At 58.7% G+C, this 16,935-nt stretch carries 16 protein-coding genes; 2 read left to right on the forward strand and 14 right to left on the reverse strand.

Going from position 1 to position 16,935, the window contains the following annotated elements; genetic code table 11:
* Positions 1 to 53: 53 nt before the first annotated feature.
* The 14 genes from glmU to mnmG all read right to left on the reverse strand — a co-directional run bounded on the left by glmU (position 54) and on the right by mnmG (position 13,416).
* Complete coding sequence (gene glmU, locus GQF00_RS09060) at positions 54 to 1,412, reverse strand: bifunctional UDP-N-acetylglucosamine diphosphorylase/glucosamine-1-phosphate N-acetyltransferase GlmU (protein ID WP_161318829.1); 1,359 nt, start codon at positions 1,410 to 1,412, stop codon at positions 54 to 56.
* A gap of 142 nt (positions 1,413 to 1,554) precedes the next feature.
* Positions 1,555 to 1,977, reverse strand: coding sequence for a F0F1 ATP synthase subunit epsilon (locus GQF00_RS09065; protein ID WP_161318830.1), 423 nt, complete (start codon positions 1,975 to 1,977; stop codon positions 1,555 to 1,557).
* A gap of 21 nt (positions 1,978 to 1,998) precedes the next feature.
* Positions 1,999 to 3,381 (reverse strand): F0F1 ATP synthase subunit beta, encoded by a 1,383-nt coding sequence (gene atpD, locus GQF00_RS09070; RefSeq protein ID WP_161318831.1) that lies wholly within the window; start codon positions 3,379 to 3,381, stop codon positions 1,999 to 2,001.
* 57 nt (positions 3,382 to 3,438) lie between these two features.
* Complete coding sequence (atpG, locus tag GQF00_RS09075; protein ID WP_161318832.1) at positions 3,439 to 4,299, reverse strand: F0F1 ATP synthase subunit gamma; 861 nt, start codon at positions 4,297 to 4,299, stop codon at positions 3,439 to 3,441.
* A 23-nt stretch (positions 4,300 to 4,322) separates the two neighbouring features.
* Positions 4,323 to 5,867 (reverse strand): F0F1 ATP synthase subunit alpha, encoded by a 1,545-nt coding sequence (gene atpA, locus GQF00_RS09080; protein WP_161318833.1) that lies wholly within the window; start codon positions 5,865 to 5,867, stop codon positions 4,323 to 4,325.
* A gap of 16 nt (positions 5,868 to 5,883) precedes the next feature.
* Positions 5,884 to 6,420, reverse strand: a complete 537-nt coding sequence (locus GQF00_RS09085) for a F0F1 ATP synthase subunit delta (protein ID WP_161318834.1) — start codon at positions 6,418 to 6,420, stop codon at positions 5,884 to 5,886.
* A 15-nt stretch (positions 6,421 to 6,435) separates the two neighbouring features.
* A complete protein-coding gene (locus GQF00_RS09090; protein ID WP_161318835.1) occupies positions 6,436 to 6,906 on the reverse strand; it encodes a F0F1 ATP synthase subunit B in 471 nt (156 codons plus the stop codon).
* 49 nt (positions 6,907 to 6,955) lie between these two features.
* The gene (gene atpE / locus GQF00_RS09095; RefSeq protein WP_007151035.1) at positions 6,956 to 7,177 is read right to left on the reverse strand and encodes a F0F1 ATP synthase subunit C; all 222 of its coding nucleotides are present in this window, start codon (positions 7,175 to 7,177) and stop codon (positions 6,956 to 6,958) included.
* A 56-nt stretch (positions 7,178 to 7,233) separates the two neighbouring features.
* Positions 7,234 to 8,145 carry a F0F1 ATP synthase subunit A gene (atpB, locus tag GQF00_RS09100; RefSeq protein ID WP_161318836.1) on the reverse strand — a complete coding sequence of 304 codons (912 nt, stop codon included), beginning with the start codon at positions 8,143 to 8,145 and terminating at the stop codon, positions 7,234 to 7,236.
* A gap of 15 nt (positions 8,146 to 8,160) precedes the next feature.
* On the reverse strand, positions 8,161 to 8,538 hold the full coding sequence (locus GQF00_RS09105) for an ATP synthase subunit I (protein WP_161318837.1): 378 nt from the start codon (positions 8,536 to 8,538) through the stop codon (positions 8,161 to 8,163).
* Positions 8,539 to 8,958: 420 nt separating this feature from the next.
* On the reverse strand, positions 8,959 to 9,879 hold the full coding sequence (locus tag GQF00_RS09110) for a ParB/RepB/Spo0J family partition protein (RefSeq protein WP_161318838.1): 921 nt from the start codon (positions 9,877 to 9,879) through the stop codon (positions 8,959 to 8,961).
* A 94-nt stretch (positions 9,880 to 9,973) separates the two neighbouring features.
* Positions 9,974 to 10,771 (reverse strand): ParA family protein, encoded by a 798-nt coding sequence (locus tag GQF00_RS09115; RefSeq protein WP_161318839.1) that lies wholly within the window; start codon positions 10,769 to 10,771, stop codon positions 9,974 to 9,976.
* A 126-nt stretch (positions 10,772 to 10,897) separates the two neighbouring features.
* Positions 10,898 to 11,524: a 16S rRNA (guanine(527)-N(7))-methyltransferase RsmG gene (gene rsmG, locus GQF00_RS09120; RefSeq protein WP_161318840.1), complete on the reverse strand. Its 627-nt coding sequence runs from the start codon at positions 11,522 to 11,524 to the stop codon at positions 10,898 to 10,900.
* Positions 11,521 to 13,416 (reverse strand): tRNA uridine-5-carboxymethylaminomethyl(34) synthesis enzyme MnmG, encoded by a 1,896-nt coding sequence (gene mnmG / locus GQF00_RS09125; RefSeq protein ID WP_161318841.1) that lies wholly within the window; start codon positions 13,414 to 13,416, stop codon positions 11,521 to 11,523. The genes rsmG and mnmG overlap by 4 nt, the downstream gene beginning before the upstream one ends.
* Before the next feature lie 365 nt (positions 13,417 to 13,781).
* Between mnmG and GQF00_RS09130 the strand changes: the two genes are divergently transcribed.
* Positions 13,782 to 15,482, forward strand: coding sequence for a potassium/proton antiporter (locus GQF00_RS09130; protein WP_161318842.1), 1,701 nt, complete (start codon positions 13,782 to 13,784; stop codon positions 15,480 to 15,482).
* Between the two features lie 162 nt (positions 15,483 to 15,644).
* A complete protein-coding gene (locus tag GQF00_RS09135; protein WP_161318843.1) occupies positions 15,645 to 16,454 on the forward strand; it encodes an SDR family oxidoreductase in 810 nt (269 codons plus the stop codon).
* The last annotated feature ends 481 nt before the right edge of the window (positions 16,455 to 16,935 follow it).

A 16,935-nucleotide genomic window follows, 5' to 3' on the forward strand; every position in this document is an offset into this window, starting at 1 on the left:
CGCGCTGCGCTGCCGGCCCATCGCCATGTCAGCATGGCGGCTACAAAGTGGTTTTACTTTTTGCTGGGGCGTTTCCAGTTGGCCACGTTGCGCTGCTGGCCACGGGCCACGGCCAAGCCGTTGTCATCCACGTCCTTGGTGACGGTACTGCCGGCACCCACGGTGGCATTTTCGCCGATGGTGACCGGTGCCACCAGCGAAGAATTGGAGCCGATGAAGGCACCGTCTTTCATGATGGTCTGGAACTTGTTTACCCCATCATAGTTACAGGTAATGGTGCCCGCGCCCACGTTGACGCCCTTGCCGATCTGGCTGTCGCCGATATATGTCAGGTGGTTCACCTTGGAGCCCTCACCCACATAGGACTTCTTGGTTTCCACAAAGTTGCCGATCTTGGCCTTGTCGGCCAGTTCGGTGCCGGGGCGCAGGCGCGCATAGGGACCGATGGTGCAGTTGTCACCGACCACGGCGCCATCAATCAGGCTGTTGGCTTCGATAACGGTACCGGCGCCGATGTTGGCATCGCGGATGATGCAGTTGGGGCCGATGGTGACGCCTTCTTCGATGGTCACATCCCCTTCCAGGATCACGTTCACGTCGATGATCACATCGCTGGCGATCTGCACGCTACCGCGGATATCCAGCCGGGCCGGATCACGCAGGGTGACGCCATCGCGCATCAGGGACTCGGCCTGGGCCAGCTGGTAGATACGCTCCAGGCGGGACAGCTGCACGCGGTCGTTGACGCCGTCCACTTCCCAGGCAAATTGCGGCTGCAGGGTTTCCACGGTGAGGCCGGACTGCACCGCCATGGCGATAACATCAGTGAGGTAGTACTCACCCTGGGCATTGTTGCTGGACAGCTTGGGCAGGCAATCGGCGAGAAACGCGCGGGTGCAGGCGAGGATGCCGGTGTTGATTTCCTGAATGCCCAGTTCGTTGTCGGTGGCATCTTTCTGTTCAACGATGCGCTGCACGTTGTTCTGGCCATCACGGACGATACGGCCATAGCCGCTGGGGTCGTCCAGGGTCAGGGTCATCAGGGCCAGGGTCTTGTCATCCACGCATTCGACGAAGTCGCGCAGGGTCTCGGGGCGGATCAGCGGTACATCACCGTAGAGGACCAGTACGATGTCTTCCTTCACGGCAGGCATGGCCTGGGCAACGGCATGGCCGGTACCGAGCTGTTCGGCCTGCTCGGCCCACTGCAGGTTATTGGCAGAGACGGTGGCTTTGACCTGATCGCCGCCATGGCCGTATACCACCACGGTGTTATCCGCATTCAGGCTGCTGGCTGCATCAACCACATGCTGGACCATGGCCTTGCCGGCCACGGCGTGAAGTACCTTCGGCAGCGCACTTTTCATGCGCGTACCTTTACCGGCTGCAAGCACCACTACCGCTAGACTCATACCCTGTCCTTATCGTTTCACTGCGTTGCCCGGATCCTGTCCTGGTCCGTTTATGGCCCCGCCTTTGACTGTATCCCAAACACAAACAAAAAAGGGTAGCACTTGGCTACCCCCTTCTGTGTTGAAGAATTGCAAAAAGTGCTTACCGCCCTTTCTTCTTCAACTGTTGAATTGCACGCAACTGGGCAACAGCCTCGGCCAGTGTAGCGGCGGCGCGGGAGTAATCCATTTCGGAGCTCTTCCCTTCCAGCGCTTCTTTGGCGCGCTGTTTCGCCTGCTCGGCAGCGGCTTCGTCCATGTTGTCGGCACGTTCTGCCGTATCCGCCAGTACGGTGACCAGCTTCGGCTGCACTTCCAGGAAGCCGCCGGATACGTAGAACACTTCTTCTTCACCATTCTGCTTCTTCACCCGTACCGGGCCCGGCTTGAGCCGGGTCAGGAGCGGGGCGTGGCCAGGCATGATACCGAGGTCACCTTCCACACCGGAAGCTACCACGATTTCAACCAGGCCGGAGAACAGCTGGCGTTCTGCACTTACAATGTCGCAATGCACGGTCATCGCCATTTGCTTGTCTCCCGGTGGAGGTTACTTGCTACGCTTGTTGTAGGCTTCTACCACTTCGTCGATAGAACCCTTCATGTAGAAGTCCTGCTCCGGAATGTGGTCATAGTCACCGTCAAGAATACCGCGGAAACCTGCCAGAGTGTCCTTCAGGGAAACGTACTTGCCGGGGGAACCGGTAAATACTTCTGCCACGAAGAACGGCTGGGACAGGAAACGCTCGATCTTACGGGCGCGAGATACAACCTGCTTGTCTTCTTCAGACAGCTCATCCATACCCAGGATGGCGATGATGTCCTTCAGCTCCTTGAAGCGCTGAAGCACCATCTGAACGCCACGAGCAATGTCGTAGTGCTCTTGACCGATTACCAGCGGATCCAGCTGACGAGAAGTGGAATCCAGCGGGTCGATCGCCGGGTAGATACCTTTGGACGCAATGTCACGGCTCAGGGATACAGTGGAATCCAGGTGAGCAAAGGTGGTCGCCGGAGAGGGGTCAGTCAAGTCATCCGCGGGTACGTATACGGCCTGTACGGAGGTGATGGAACCCACCTTGGTAGAGGTAATACGTTCCTGCAGAACACCCATCTCTTCCGCCAGGGTCGGCTGATAACCTACCGCAGAAGGCATACGACCCAGCAGAGCAGATACTTCGGTACCGGCCAGGGTGTAACGGTAGATGTTATCCACGAAGAACAGTACGTCACGACCTTCGTCACGGAATTTCTCGGCCATGGTCAGACCGGTCAGTGCCACACGCAGACGGTTACCCGGCGGCTCGTTCATCTGACCGTAAACCAGCGATACTTTATCCAGTACGTTGGAGTCCTTCATTTCGTGGTAGAAGTCGTTACCCTCACGAGTACGCTCACCCACACCGGCAAACACGGAGAAACCGGAGTGCTCGATCGCGATGTTCCGGATCAGCTCCATCATGTTTACGGTTTTACCTACACCCGCACCACCGAACAGACCAACCTTACCGCCTTTCGCGAAGGGGCAAACCAGGTCGATTACCTTGATACCGGTTTCCAGCAGTTCGTTGGTGGCTGCCTGGTCGGCGTAAGTAGGAGCAGCACGGTGAATCGGCATGCGCTCTTCTTCACCGATAGGACCGGCTTCGTCGATCGGGCGACCCAGCACGTCCATGATACGGCCCAGGGTCTTGGTGCCTACCGGAACCTGAATCGGCTCACCGGAGTCAGTCACGCCGAGACCACGCTTCAGACCTTCGGTGGAGCCCATGGCGATGGTACGGACAACGCCGTCGCCCAGCTGCTGCTGAACTTCCAGCGTGGTTTCAGTACCGTCCACGGTGAGGGCGTCATATACCTTCGGCACGTTTTCGCGCGGAAATTCCACGTCGATCACAGCACCGATGATCTGAACAATACGACCGCTACTCATGCTTGCATCCTCTTAACTTGCGTTTTTGCCGCGTGTTTTTCACTGTCTGCTGACAGATCAGACCGCAGCAGCACCACCAACGATTTCGGAGATTTCCTGCGTAATTGCAGCCTGGCGTGCCTTGTTGTACACCAACTGCAGATCACGAATGATGTCACCGGCGTTATCGCTGGCCGCTTTCATCGCGATCATACGCGCTGCCTGCTCACAGGCATTGTTTTCAACCACACCCTGATACACCTGAGACTCAATGAACCGCACCAGCAGTTCGTCGAGGAGCTCTTTCGGGGCAGGCTCGTAAATGTAGTCCCAGTGACGCTTCATCGCTTCATCTTCTGACGCTTCAAGCGGCAGCAGCTGAATATTTGTGGGCGCCTGGGTCATGGTGTTCACGAATTCGTTGTACACGATGTACAGACGGTCGATCTCACCATTGTCATAAGCATTCAGCATTACCTTGATGGAACCGATCAGGTCGTTCAGGTGCGGGGTATCCCCCAGACCGTTGACCGTGGCTTCCACATTGCCGCCTACGCTTTTGAAGAAGGAAACACCTTTGCTGCCCACTACGCAGTACTGGGCCTTGGCGCCTTTTTCTTCCCACGCTTTCGCGCTGGTAACGACATTCTTGAGCAGGTTCACGTTGAGACCACCGCAGAGACCCCGGTCGGAGGTCACTACGATGTAGCCAACGTTCTTTACTTCCCGCTCTTGCAGGTAGCTGTGCCGGTATTCCAGATCAGCATTGGCCAGATGGGCAACCACCTGACGCATGCGGCTGGCGTACGGCTTGCTAGCCGCCATACGCTCTTGTGCCTTACGCATCTTGGAAGCTGCCACCATTTCCATCGCACGAGTAATCTTTTTCGTGCTCTGGACGCTGGCAATCTTGCCTTTGATCTCTTTACCGCTGGCCATAGGAAGTACCTTTTATCAGCGAATTACCAGGTCTGGGTGGCTTTGAACTGATCGAGAGATTCCTTGATCTCGCCCTCGATGTCGCCGTTGTAGTCACCCTTCTCGTTGATCTTGTCCATCAACGCTTTCTTTTCGCTGTTCATGTAGTCCAGCATGGCCGTTTCGAAGGGACCGATTTTCTCGATCTCGATACCTTTCAGGTAACCTTCGTTGGCGGCGTACAGAACAACACCCATGTCAGCAACGCTCATCGGGCTGTACTGCTTCTGCTTCATCAGCTCGGTCACGGCCTGACCATGCTCCAGCTGCTCGCGAGTAGAATCGTCGAGGTCTGAAGCGAACTGGGCGAATGCCGCCAGTTCACGGTACTGGGCCAGTGCCAGACGGATACCACCGCCGAGCTTCTTGATGATCTTGGTCTGGGCTGCACCACCTACACGGGATACAGACACACCGGCGTTCATGGCCGGACGGATGCCGGAGTTGAACAGGTCGGTTTCCAGGAAGATCTGACCATCGGTGATGGAGATCACGTTGGTCGGTACGAAGGCGGAAACGTCACCACCCTGGGTTTCAATGATCGGCAGTGCGGTCAGGGAACCGGTCTTGCCTTTCACTTCACCGTTGGTGAACTGCTCAACGTATTCTTCGTTGACCTTGGCGGCGCGCTCCAGCAGACGGGAGTGCAGGTAGAACACGTCACCAGGATAAGCTTCACGGCCCGGCGGACGACGCAGCAGCAGGGAAATCTGACGATATGCCCAGGCTTGCTTGGTCAGGTCATCGTATACGATCAGGGCGTCTTCACCGCGGTCGCGGAAGTACTCGCCCATGGCGCAGCCGGCAAACGGTGCCAGGAACTGCATGGAAGCCGGGTCGGATGCGGAAGCGGCAACGATGATGGTGTGATCCATTGCACCGTGCTCTTCCAGCTTGCGTACCACGTTGGCGATGGTGGACTGCTTCTGGCCAACCGCAACGTAGATACACTTAACGCCGGTACCCTTCTGGGCAATGATGGCATCGACAGCAACGGCAGTCTTACCAATCTGACGGTCACCAATGATCAGCTCACGCTGACCACGGCCGATCGGCACCATGGAGTCGATCGCCTTGTAGCCAGTTTGAACCGGCTCGTTAACTTCCTTACGCCAGATAACCCCAGGCGCTACCTTTTCTACGGCGTCGGTAATGGCGGCGTTAACCGGACCTTTACCGTCGATGGGAGTACCCAGGGCGTCAACGACACGACCCAGCAGCTCCGGACCTACCGGAACTTCCAGGATGCGGCCAGTACAACGTACCTTCTGACCTTCGGCCAGACCCAGGTAGTCGCCCAGTACCACGGCGCCAACGGAATCCTGCTCAAGGTTAAGGGCCATGCCATAGATGCCGCCCTCAAACTCGATCATCTCACCGAACATTACATCGGCAAGACCGTGAATACGCACAATACCGTCAGATACGGAAACCACCGTACCTTCGTTACGTGCTTCGGTGGAGGTATCAAGTTTCGCGATGCGCGACTTGATAATCTCGCTGATTTCGGACGGGTTGAGTTGCTGCATCTCTAATCCCTCAAACTCAAGAGTTCAGTTGCTCTGCCAGACGGTTCAGTCTGCCACGCACACTGCCATCAATTACGGTATCGCCGGCTCGCACCAGCACGCCTCCAATCAGGGACTGGTCCACAGACGTGGTGACATTCACGTCGGTGCCAAGGCGTTTTTTCAAAGCGGCTACCAGCTTTTCGGTAACAGCGTCGTCCATCTCGAATGCGGAGACCAGCTCCACATCGGTGAACTGCTGTTCCGCAGCAAGAAGCTCATGGAACAGTTGCAGGATGATCGGCAACAGCGGCAGACGCTTGTTCTGCGCCAGCTGCGCAACGAAGTTGCGCCCGCTTTCGTCGAGTTCTTCACCGCAGACTTCTGCAAAGGCAGAAACCTTGGCGGCGTCATCCAGTTCCGGCTGGTCAAGGTAAGCACGCATGCTGGCATCACCTGCCACTGCTGCTGCCAGGCCCAGCATCTTTTCCCACTTGTCCAGGGCGCCTTGTTCCTTTGCAAAAACAAAGGCGGCCTTGGCGTAGGGGCGTGCGATGGTGGTCAGTTCAGCCATGGGTTACCCGTAGTCTCAGAGTTCAGCCGCCAGCTGCTCAAGCATCTGCTTGTGCGCGTCCTGGTTTACTTCGCCGCCCAGTACCTTTTCGGCACCGCTCAACGCCAGTACGGCAACTTCTTTACGCAGCTGCTCGCGAGCCCGATTAACTTCTTGGTCAATCTCAGACTGGGCCTTGGCAACCAGACGCTCACCTTCGGTGCGCGCGGCTTCTTTTGCCTCATCCACAATCTGATTAGCCCGGCGATTGGCCTGATCAATGATTTCGGCCGCCTTCTCTTTAGCTTCTTTGAGATTGGCGGTCGCCTTTTCCTGCGCCAGTTCCAGATCGCGCTCAGCGCGGTCTGCGGCACTCAGGCCCTCGGCAATTTTCTGCTTGCGCTCTTCCAGGGCCCGGGAAATGGGCGGCCAGACGAACTTCATGCAGAAGAATACGAACAATGCGAACCAGATAGCCTGGCCGATGATCGTCATGTTGATGTTCATGCCATCACCTCAATCGCGTTAGGTAATTTACCGGATCAAACGCGATCGATTACTGGAAGATCAGCAGGAACGCGATAGCGATACAGATAATCGGCACAGCATCCAGCAGACCAGCGATGATGAACATGCGGGTTTGCAGCATCGGAGCCAGTTCAGGCTGACGAGCTACTGACTCGAGAAAACGGCCACCCATCATGCCGAAGCCCAGACCTGCGCCGATGGCCGCGAGGCCAGCTACGATAGCAGCAGCAAGAAATTGAATGCCTTCCATCTTTACACTCCCGTTAAGTGCTTGGTTGGTTTAATTAAAAACCGGTTTAAAAAATCTTAGTGGTCTTCGACCGCCATGCTCAGGTACACGATAGTGAGTACCATGAAGATAAATGCCTGCAGGGTGATTACCAGAATGTGGAATACCGCCCAGGGCCAGGCACCAATGAACTGCCAGGCGCCCATCATGGCAGCCAACATAATGAATACGAACTCACCGGCGTACATGTTGCCGAACAGTCGCAGACCCAGTGAAACCGGCTTGGCCAGCAGACCAATGGTCTCCAGCAGCAGGTTCACAGGCATCAGCAGAGCCTTCAGGACCGGGTTGCTGGCCTCGAACGGATGCAATGTGAGGGTACCCACGAAACCGCCCACACCTTTTGCCTTGATGGTGAAGAAGATCACCAGCAGCATCACAGAGAAGGACATGGACAGGGTAATGTTCGGGTCGGTGCTGGGCACGATCTTGAAGTAGGCTTCCTGGGCGGTCCAGCCGAAGAAGGAAGTCATGATCCAGCTAAAGGTGCCCGGAACGAAATCAACCGGGATCAGATCCATCAGGTTCATCAGGAACACCCAGCAGAAAATCACCAGTGACAGCGGCGCCACCAGTTTGCTCTTGCCGTGGAAGGAGTCGCGAACCTGGGTATCAATAAATTCGATAATGGTTTCAACGAAGTTCAGGAAGCCGGAAGGAACGCCGGCGGTGGCCTTGCGGGCACCCATCCAGAACAACAGGCACATGATGATGCCGAGACCGCCAGACCAGGCGAGGGAATCCACGTGGAATGCCGCGAAGCCCATGTCTTTGGCTTCATTACCGTTACAGGCAAAGGTCCAGGTGCTTTCGGTCAGGGTTTGCGTATCGCGGCCGTCACACTCACGGACATAGCCTGCTGGCAGTTCGCCATAGGTCAGATTACCCAAGTGATGCTTGATGTAGTCTTGCGCGTTACTACCAGCCATAGAATGCCTACAGTCTCAGTCGTTTTGCCCGTCTTGCCCTGCTGTGCGTCCGTCGAGACGCGCCACCTGAATCCAGCCCACGACCTGGGCGATCAGGAAGCCTAACAGCAGAACCATTGCAATCTTCATTTCCCGCGCTTCAGGGACCTTGGAGAAAGTGAGCCAGAACAGCAACAACATGATTGCGATCTTGCCCATCTCCGCCCTCATTGCGGCGGTGGCCATGCGCTTTGGCGCACGGTTACCGGGGTGCATCCATATCTGGAAACCGCCCCAGGCATAAGCGATCAGGCTGATAGTGCCTCCCCAGGCCGCTACCAGGCCGGAGAAGGTGCCGGCCAGTGCCGTCACCAACAGCGCGAAAACCACAATGGCGGCTAGTTGAGCGCGCATTAACCCCCAGAACAATGTTCTGTGAGGCTGGAATTCGTTGCTGGTGGTCACCGTGAAGCCTCTGGGCTGATGCAAGTTGATGCCGCACCAGGCGCAAGGTCTTGGGCACCCTGATCGTTAGCGCGGCGAAGTATATGGAGTTGGCACGCAACTCGCAACCATAGAGCGTGGATTGTTGGTCAAAGTTAACCCTGATTGGGAGAGCCGATTACCCCAAGGCTTTTCCCCGCCTGTACCGAACCAGATTCAGGCCCGGGGAAATATATTTGTTTACCTACGCCCAATCCGTTTTCAGCCGTCAGGCGCCGGGCTTTGCTGCAAGGCGGGAACGCGCCTGTTGCACGCGAATGGCGAAAATCGCGTGCAGGCACGGTCCCACAGAAGCCAGAGGCGGATTGGGAGGTTCAGCGTCGGGCGTGACTACTTGATATGGGCCAGGATGCCATCCAGCTCATCCAGGTTGTTATAGCTGATCACCAGCTTGCCCTTGCCGCCCTGACCGGACTGCAGTTGCACCGGTGCACCCAGGCGCTCGGACAGGTCGTTGACCAGGGCCTTCACGTTGGGATCTTCCTTCACTTGGGCAGGCTTGGCAGGTTTGGCCTTTTCGAAATCCCGCACCAGCTCTTCAGTCTGGCGCACGGACAGCCCCTTCGCGACGACCGTACGGGCCGCTTCAATCTGCTTGTTGCCTTCAAGGGCGAGCAGGGCACGGGCATGGCCCATTTCCAGGTCACCATGCTCCAGCAGTTTTTTGACGTCTGATTCCAGGCTCATCAGGCGCAGCAGGTTGGTCACCATGGCACGGGATTTACCCACCGCATCCGCCACCTGCTGGTGAGTAAGACCGAATTCTTCTTTCAGGCGGCCCAGCGCGATGGCCTCTTCCATGGGGTTGAGGTTTTCCCGCTGGATGTTCTCGATCAGGGCCATGGCAATGGCCGCTTCATCCGGCACTTCGCGGATCACCGCCGGAATGGTCTCCAGCTCGGCCATCTGGGCGGCACGCCAGCGACGCTCACCGGCGATAATCTCGAAGCGCTTTTCACCCAGCGGGCGGACCACGATGGGCTGCATGACGCCCTGGGCACGGATGGATTCGGCCAGTTCTTCCAGCGCATCCGGGGACATGTCACGACGGGGCTGGTAGCGGCCGCGCTCCATGTATTCCACCGGCAGGTGGCGAAGGTCGCCATCGCGGGGTGGCTGGTTCACTGGATCCGGCTGCCCCTCGGCCTGCTGGATGCTGACTTCATCCTGCTGCCGTTGCTGGTAGGACTCGTTGCTGCTGAGCAGGGCATCCAGGCCCTTGCTGAGACCGCGCTTACGCTTTGCCGCCATGGTTAATCCTTAAAAACGTCGAGGGTCGGACGTCGGACGTCGGACGCTGCGGGCAAAGGCTGCCCGCTGAATAATACGGTACCGGCTGCGGCGATCACGATGCCGCCGCAGGCTGATTCTTGAGGGCCTGTTCGCGGCGCAGGATCTCGCCGGCCAGGGCCAGGTAGCTTACCGCACCACGGGACTTGGGATCATAGGTGATCACCGGCGCGCCGTGGCTGGGCGCTTCCGCCAACCGCACGTTGCGCGGAATGATGGTGCGGTAGACCTTGTCGCCAAAGTGGCTGATCAGCTGGTTGGAGACATCGTTGGACAGGCTGTTGCGCGGGTCGTACATGGTGCGCAGCAGGCCGCCGATGTGCAGCTTGGGGTTGAGCACCGTGCGGATCTTCTCGATGGTGTTCATCAGCGCGGTGAGGCCTTCCAGGGCGTAGTACTCGCACTGGATCGGCACAATCACCGAATCCGCCGCCGTCAATGCATTGACGGTGAGCATGTTCAGGGATGGCGGGCAGTCGATGAGGATGTAGTCGTAGTTGTCGCGAATGCGGGCCAGCGCATTGCGCAGACGGAATTCCCGGGACTTCATCTCCAGCAGCTGCACTTCGGCGGCGGTGAGATCACCATTGGCGGTAATCAGGTCAAAGCCGCTGTCTTCCGGCGTGGCCACAATGGCCTGCTCGGTGGGGACCTCGTCACAGAGGACATCGTAGATGGTGTAGTCGGTGTCGAACTTGTCCACCCCGGAGCCGGTGGTCGCATTGCCCTGGGGGTCAATGTCTACCAGCAGCACCTTCTTGCGGGTGGCGGCCAGTGACGCGGCCAGATTCACACTGCTGGTTGTCTTCCCCACGCCGCCCTTCTGGTTCGCTACGGCAAATACGGTGGTCACGGTGTTCTCCTTGATAGTACGCCGGACGCCAGAGGCTGGACGCCGGACGCGATTTGCCCTTGCTCAACGGAAATTCCTTGCAGGCAAGCTCCCACAATCAATCCGGTGATGCCCGGAACACAGGCATCAGGCCTTGTTCACCACCACCAGGGTTCTCGGCTCATCCAGCCCGGGAACCGTCAGGGTGTGGTGGTGCCCCTGCCACTGTGCGGGCAAGGTGGCCAGCTCCTCTTCCGTGCTGGCCGCTTTCATGGCCAGCAAACGAGTATTGTCGGTCATTATGGGCGTCATGAGCGCCAGCATGTCCGACAAGGAGGCAAAGGCACGGCAAATAATTTGTGATGGTGCTTTACGGTACTGTTCCACGCGACCGTGTACAACCTCCACGTTATCCAGCCCCAGTTCCCGGCGCGCCTGACGCACAAAACGGGTCTTCTTGCCGTTGGAATCGAGCAGGGTGAAGGATTGCTGCGGGCGGGACACGGCCAGAATGATGCCGGGAATGCCCGCCCCCGTGCCCACATCCAGGGTGTCGCCATCGTCAACGAAGGGCAGTACCGCCAGGGAGTCGAGCAGGTGGCGGGTAACCATTTCCAGCGGGTCCCGGATGGCGGTGAGGTTGTAGGCCTGGTTCCACTTCACCAGCAGCTCGACGTAGTTGAGCAGCAGACGCTGCTGGTCTTCGTTCAGGGAAACGCCCAGGGCGTCAATGCCCCGGGACAGGGTGTCAGCCAGAATTGTCGGTGAGGTCATGCCTGTTTCGCGGCCTTTTTCTGATGCTGGTGCTTTTTCAGGTAGATCATCAGCAGGGAGATGGCCGCCGGGGTAACCCCCGGGATGCGGCCCGCCTGGCCGAGGGTTTCCGGGCGCACGGTACCCAGCTTCTGCTTCACTTCGTTGGACAGGCCTTTCACCTGTTCATAGTCGAAGTCTGCCGGCAGCGGGGTGGTTTCCGCGGCGCGCAGTTTTTCGATCTCGTCGGTCTGACGATCAATATAGCCGGCATACTTGGCGAGAATTTCCATCTGCTCGACCACGTCGGCAGCCGGCGTGTCACCCAGCTGTACCGCTTCTGCCAGGCTGGCGTAATCCATTTCCGGGCGCTTGAGCAGATCCAGCAGGCTGTATTCCCGGGTCAGGGGTTTTTCGATCAGCGCATTCACGGCTTCCGCTTCCGGGGTCTGCGGGCGGACCCAGGTGCTTTTCAAACGCTGCTCTTCCTTTACCATGCCTTCGCGCTTGGCATTGAAGGCAGCCCAGCGCTCGTCATCCACCAGCCCCAGCTCGCGGCCTTTTTCGGTGAGGCGCAGATCGGCATTGTCCTCGCGCAGCAGCAGCCGGTATTCGGCGCGGCTGGTGAACATGCGGTAAGGCTCCTGGGTGCCCATGGTGATCAGGTCATCCACCAGCACACCGATGTAGGCCTCGTCCCGACGCGGGGTCCAGGCGTCCTGTTCCATGCTCAGGCGCGCCGCATTCAGGCCCGCCAGCAACCCCTGGGCACCAGCTTCTTCATAGCCGGTGGTGCCATTGATCTGGCCGGCAAAGAACAGCCCCGGCATGTGCTTGGTCTCCAGGCTGTGCTTGAGATCCTGGGGATTGAAGAAGTCGTACTCGATAGCATAGCCCGGACGCGTAATGTGCGCGTTCTCGAAGCCCCGGATGGAACGCACCGCCTGCAGCTGCACATCAAAGGGCAGGCTGGTGGAGATGCCGTTGGGGTACAGCTCGTGGGTGTCCAGGCCTTCCGGTTCCACAAAGATCTGGTGGGTATCCTTGTCCGGATAGCGATTCACCTTGTCCTCGATGGACGGGCAATAACGCGGGCCGGTGCCTTCAATGACGCCGGTGAACATGGGGCTGCGATCAAAGCCACTGCGAATGATGTCGTGGGTCTGCGCATTGGTGTGGGTGATATAGCAGCAGATCTGGCGCGGGTGCTCTTCCACCTTGCCCAGATAGCTCATCACCGGCAGCGGGGTATCGCCCCACTGCTCTTCCATCACCGAAAAATCCACACTCTTGCCGTCGATGCGCGGCGGGGTGCCGGTCTTGAGGCGGTCCACCCGGAACGGCAGCTCGCGAAGACGACGCGCCAGGGCATTGGACGGCTGGTCGCCGGCACGGCCACCCTGATGGTTGTCCATGCCGATATGGATGACGCCGCCCAGGAAGGTGCCGGTACACAGCACCACCGCATCGGCATGGAAACGCAGGCCCATGTTGGTCACCGCGCCGACACAGCGGCCATTGTCCACGATCAGGTCATCAACCGGCTGCTGGAAGATAGTCAGGTTTTGCTGATTTTCCAGGGTTTCGCGGATGGCGGCCTTGTAGCGGATGCGATCGGCCTGGGCACGGGTGGCGCGCACCGCCGGCCCCTTGCGGGCGTTGAGCACGCGAAACTGGATGCCGCCTTTATCGGTGGCGCGGGCCATGGCGCCGCCCAGGGCATCAATTTCGCGTACCAGATGACTCTTGCCGATACCACCGATGGCCGGGTTACAGCTCATCTGGCCCAGGGTTTCGATATTGTGGGTGAGCAGCAGGGTGGACACGCCCATGCGCGCAGACGCCAGGGCGGCTTCGGTACCGGCATGACCGCCACCGATCACGATCACGCCAAAACGCTGGGAATAGTCCATGGTCAAACACCTTGCAGGCTGGCCTGCTGCTCAAAATATGATCAAAAGGGCGCGCTAGTATAAAGACAACGCGGCACGCTGCAAGCATTGCGCGACACGCAACACAACCTCTGCCGTAGGAGCGTCGCTGGCGGCGCGATAGCCAAAACCCTGAAAGGAGTATTTACCACAGAGGGCACAGAGCACACAGAGATTAAAACCTTCTTGGCTCAGTGATCTCTGTGACCTCTGTGGTGAAACTGCGTTTGATCCTGGCTGGAATCGCGCCGCCAGCGACGCTCCTACGGCAGGGCGTGTAGCATGCAGCTTGTTGCGTGTAAGCTATTCTACTATAGAACCCCAAGCTCACTTAACCGGAAACCCCCTTGGATTCTCTCAACCTCTATCTGCTGATCGGCACCGGTCTGATGTTCACCGGCCTGCTGCTGGGCTCGCTGAGCGCCCGGTTCGGGGTGCCGTCGTTGCTGATTTTTCTGGTGGTGGGGATGCTGGCCGGGGAGGACGGCATCGGTGGCATCGAGTTTGATGACTTCTCCACCGCCTATGTGATCGGCAATATCGCTCTGGCGGTGATCCTGCTGGACGGCGGTCTGCGCACCCGGCTCAGCACCTTCAAGCTGGGCCTGAAACCGGCCCTGAGCCTGGCCACCCTGGGCGTGGCCATTTCCGCCGGCCTGGTGGGCGCCTTTGCCACCTGGCTGATGGGGGTGGACTGGCGAGTGGGCCTGTTGCTGGGTGGCATTGTCGGTTCCACCGATGCGGCGGCGGTATTCAGTGTCATCAAAGGGGCCGGAGTAAAGCTCAACGAACGGGTGGCCAGCACCCTGGAGATCGAATCCGGCCTCAACGATCCCATGGCCATCTTCATTACCCTGATGCTGGTGGGCATGCTGGTGGATCCCGATGCCAAATGGGGCTTCGGCATGCTCAACACCTTGCTGCAACAGTTCGGGCTGGGCATCCTGTTCGGGCTGGTGCTGGGTGCGGTAATCAGTGAACTGTTGCTTCGGGTGCGCAGCAACGAAGGGCTCCATGCGCTGCTGTTGTGCAGTGGTGGTGCCATGGTATTTGCGGTGACCAATCTGGCCGGTGGCTCCGGTTTTCTGGCCATCTATCTTACCGGGCTGGTGGCCGGGAATCGCCGTGGCGGCACCGGTGACAACGTGCTCAAGTCCATGGACTCCATGGCCTGGCTGGCCCAGTCCGGTATGTTCCTGATCCTCGGCTTGCTGGTAACCCCGTCGCGGCTTACCGAAAACCTTCCCTGGGCGCTGGCCGTGGCTGCCTTCCTGATGTTGTTGGCCCGCCCCATGGCTGTGTGGATCAGCCTGCTGCCCTTCCGCTTCACCGGGCGCGAGGAAATATTTATCGCCTGGACCGGGCTGCGCGGTGCGGTACCCATTGTCCTGGCCGTGTTCCCGCTATTGGCCGGGGTGGAACAGACCTATCTGCTGTTTGATATCACCCTGGTGGTGGTGCTGATTTCCCTGATCGGCCAAGGTGCCAGTCTGCGGTTCATGGCGCGACGCCTGAAGGTATCCGTCCCGCCGTCCACGGAACCCCGGCAAACCGTCGCCCTGGCGGCCCCGCAGGATCGTTATCTGCTGCAGTTCCAGGTCGAGGACGGCGCCAAGGCCGTGGGCAAGCCCCTGGCCGATCTCGCCGACAAGGACCTTACCCCGCTCATGCTGTATCGCAACCACTCCGTGCACAGCCTGCGGGATGAGCCGGTGATCGAGGCCAGGGATTTGATTTCCTGGCTGGCGCCGCTGTCCCAAAAGTCGGCCCTGTCTGATCTTTGTCATCAATTAAGTCCGGATGAAAAGCGCTATTATGGTGACTTCTCGGTACTGGGGCAGACTCCGGTGGCACAGCTGATCGCCGTCTACGGCGTCGAGTCTCCGCCACCTCTCTGGCAAGGTCTGACCGTGGCAGAACTGTTTACCAAACAGGTGGGCAAACAGGCCGTGGTCGGTGATACGGTACGCGTCAGCGGCCTGCGTCTGCGCGCCAGGTCCGTGGAAGACGGCAAGGTAACCCTAGCCGGTCTGAAACTGCCGGGGTAAAAAGCCGCGGCAAGCGACAAGCTTCAAGCTGCAAGGCGCGGTAAAAGCTCTTTGATTCGGAACCTCTGTGCCCGCGCCCTGAGGTGAATCGCGGCGAAAATGTCCAAACACCCTACAAGCTGCCCTCGCGTTGTAGCTTGTAGCTTTAGCTAAGGAATTCACATGGCCCGTTTCGATAATCACCGCATTCTGATCACCGGCGCCGGCGCCGGCATTGGCGCACTGATGGCGGAGGAGTTTGCCAAGCAGGGGGCAGAGGTGATCGTGACTGCCCGCCGCATCACCGCGGCCCGCGAAGTGGCCGACCGGATCAAGGCCTCCGGCGGCAAGGCCCATGCCTATGTACTGGATGTGAGCAAGATTGCCTCCATTGCCAAATTTCGCGACAAGCTCCATGACGAGGTCGGCCCGATCACGGCGCTGATCAATAATGCCGGGGTGGTGTTCGGTGGCGAGTTCGAACAAGTGGAGCTGGAACAGCACCTCAATACCTTTCGCATCAACAGCGAAGGACTGATGGCCACCACCCATGCCTTCCTCAATGATCTGATCAAGGCGAAACAGGGCTATCTGGTCAACATCGCCAGCGCTTCTGCCTTTGTGGGCCTGCCCTATGGCAGCACCTATGCCGCCAGCAAATGGGCGGTGGTGGGTTTCTCCGAATCCATCCGCCTGGAGCTGGATGTGCGCAAAATCAAGAACGTGGATGTGACCACGGTCTGCCCCAGCTATATCTCCACCGGCATGTTCGACGGCGTGAAGACGCCGCTGCTAACCCCCATGCTCACTCCGGAGAAGGTGGTGAACAGCATCATCAAGGGCATGCTGAAAAAAGACAGCTTCGTGATCGAACCCCCCATCGCCAAATCCACCGAACTGCTCAAGGCCGCCCTGCCCCGCAAGATCTGGGACGAAGTGGCCTACCGGATCGGGGTGTCCACGTCCATGTACAGCTGGAAGGGGAAGAAATAGCGGCGAGCAAACCCTTTCTATGAAGCCGCTGTAGAACGTGCCTTGAGGTGCGATCGGAGCCGCTGTAGGAGCCTGCCCGCAGGCGATCCGAGCTTCGGCGAGGTAAGGATTCCAGAAGCGAGTTTCGAGTACCGAGTTTCGAAAACCTAAAACCGGTAGCCGGTACAAGGTTTGAGGTTCTGCCTTTCGAAACCCGGTACTCGCAACTCGAACCAGTTTACCTCGCTTAGGCTCGGATCGCTTGCAGGCAAGCTCCTACAATTGCCCGATTCGCGCCTCAAGCGGCGCTCCTACAGCGGCTTCGTTGCGGTTTTTTTTGTTTTCCTCTCAGCTCGTGGCTAGCAGCTCGCAGCTCAATCCCCCGTGAATACCCATTCACCCTAACGCCGCGGCCTTTGCGCCTTGGCAGTCAATGCCTTTGCCCTTGCTTTCCCCAACAATGCGCCCCGTGATCCGCTGTCCGATAAAGACTATTCAAAGG

The organism is Alcanivorax sp. DP30 (assembly GCF_009882945.1).
Taxonomy (GTDB): Bacteria; Pseudomonadota; Gammaproteobacteria; order Pseudomonadales; family Alcanivoracaceae; genus Alcanivorax.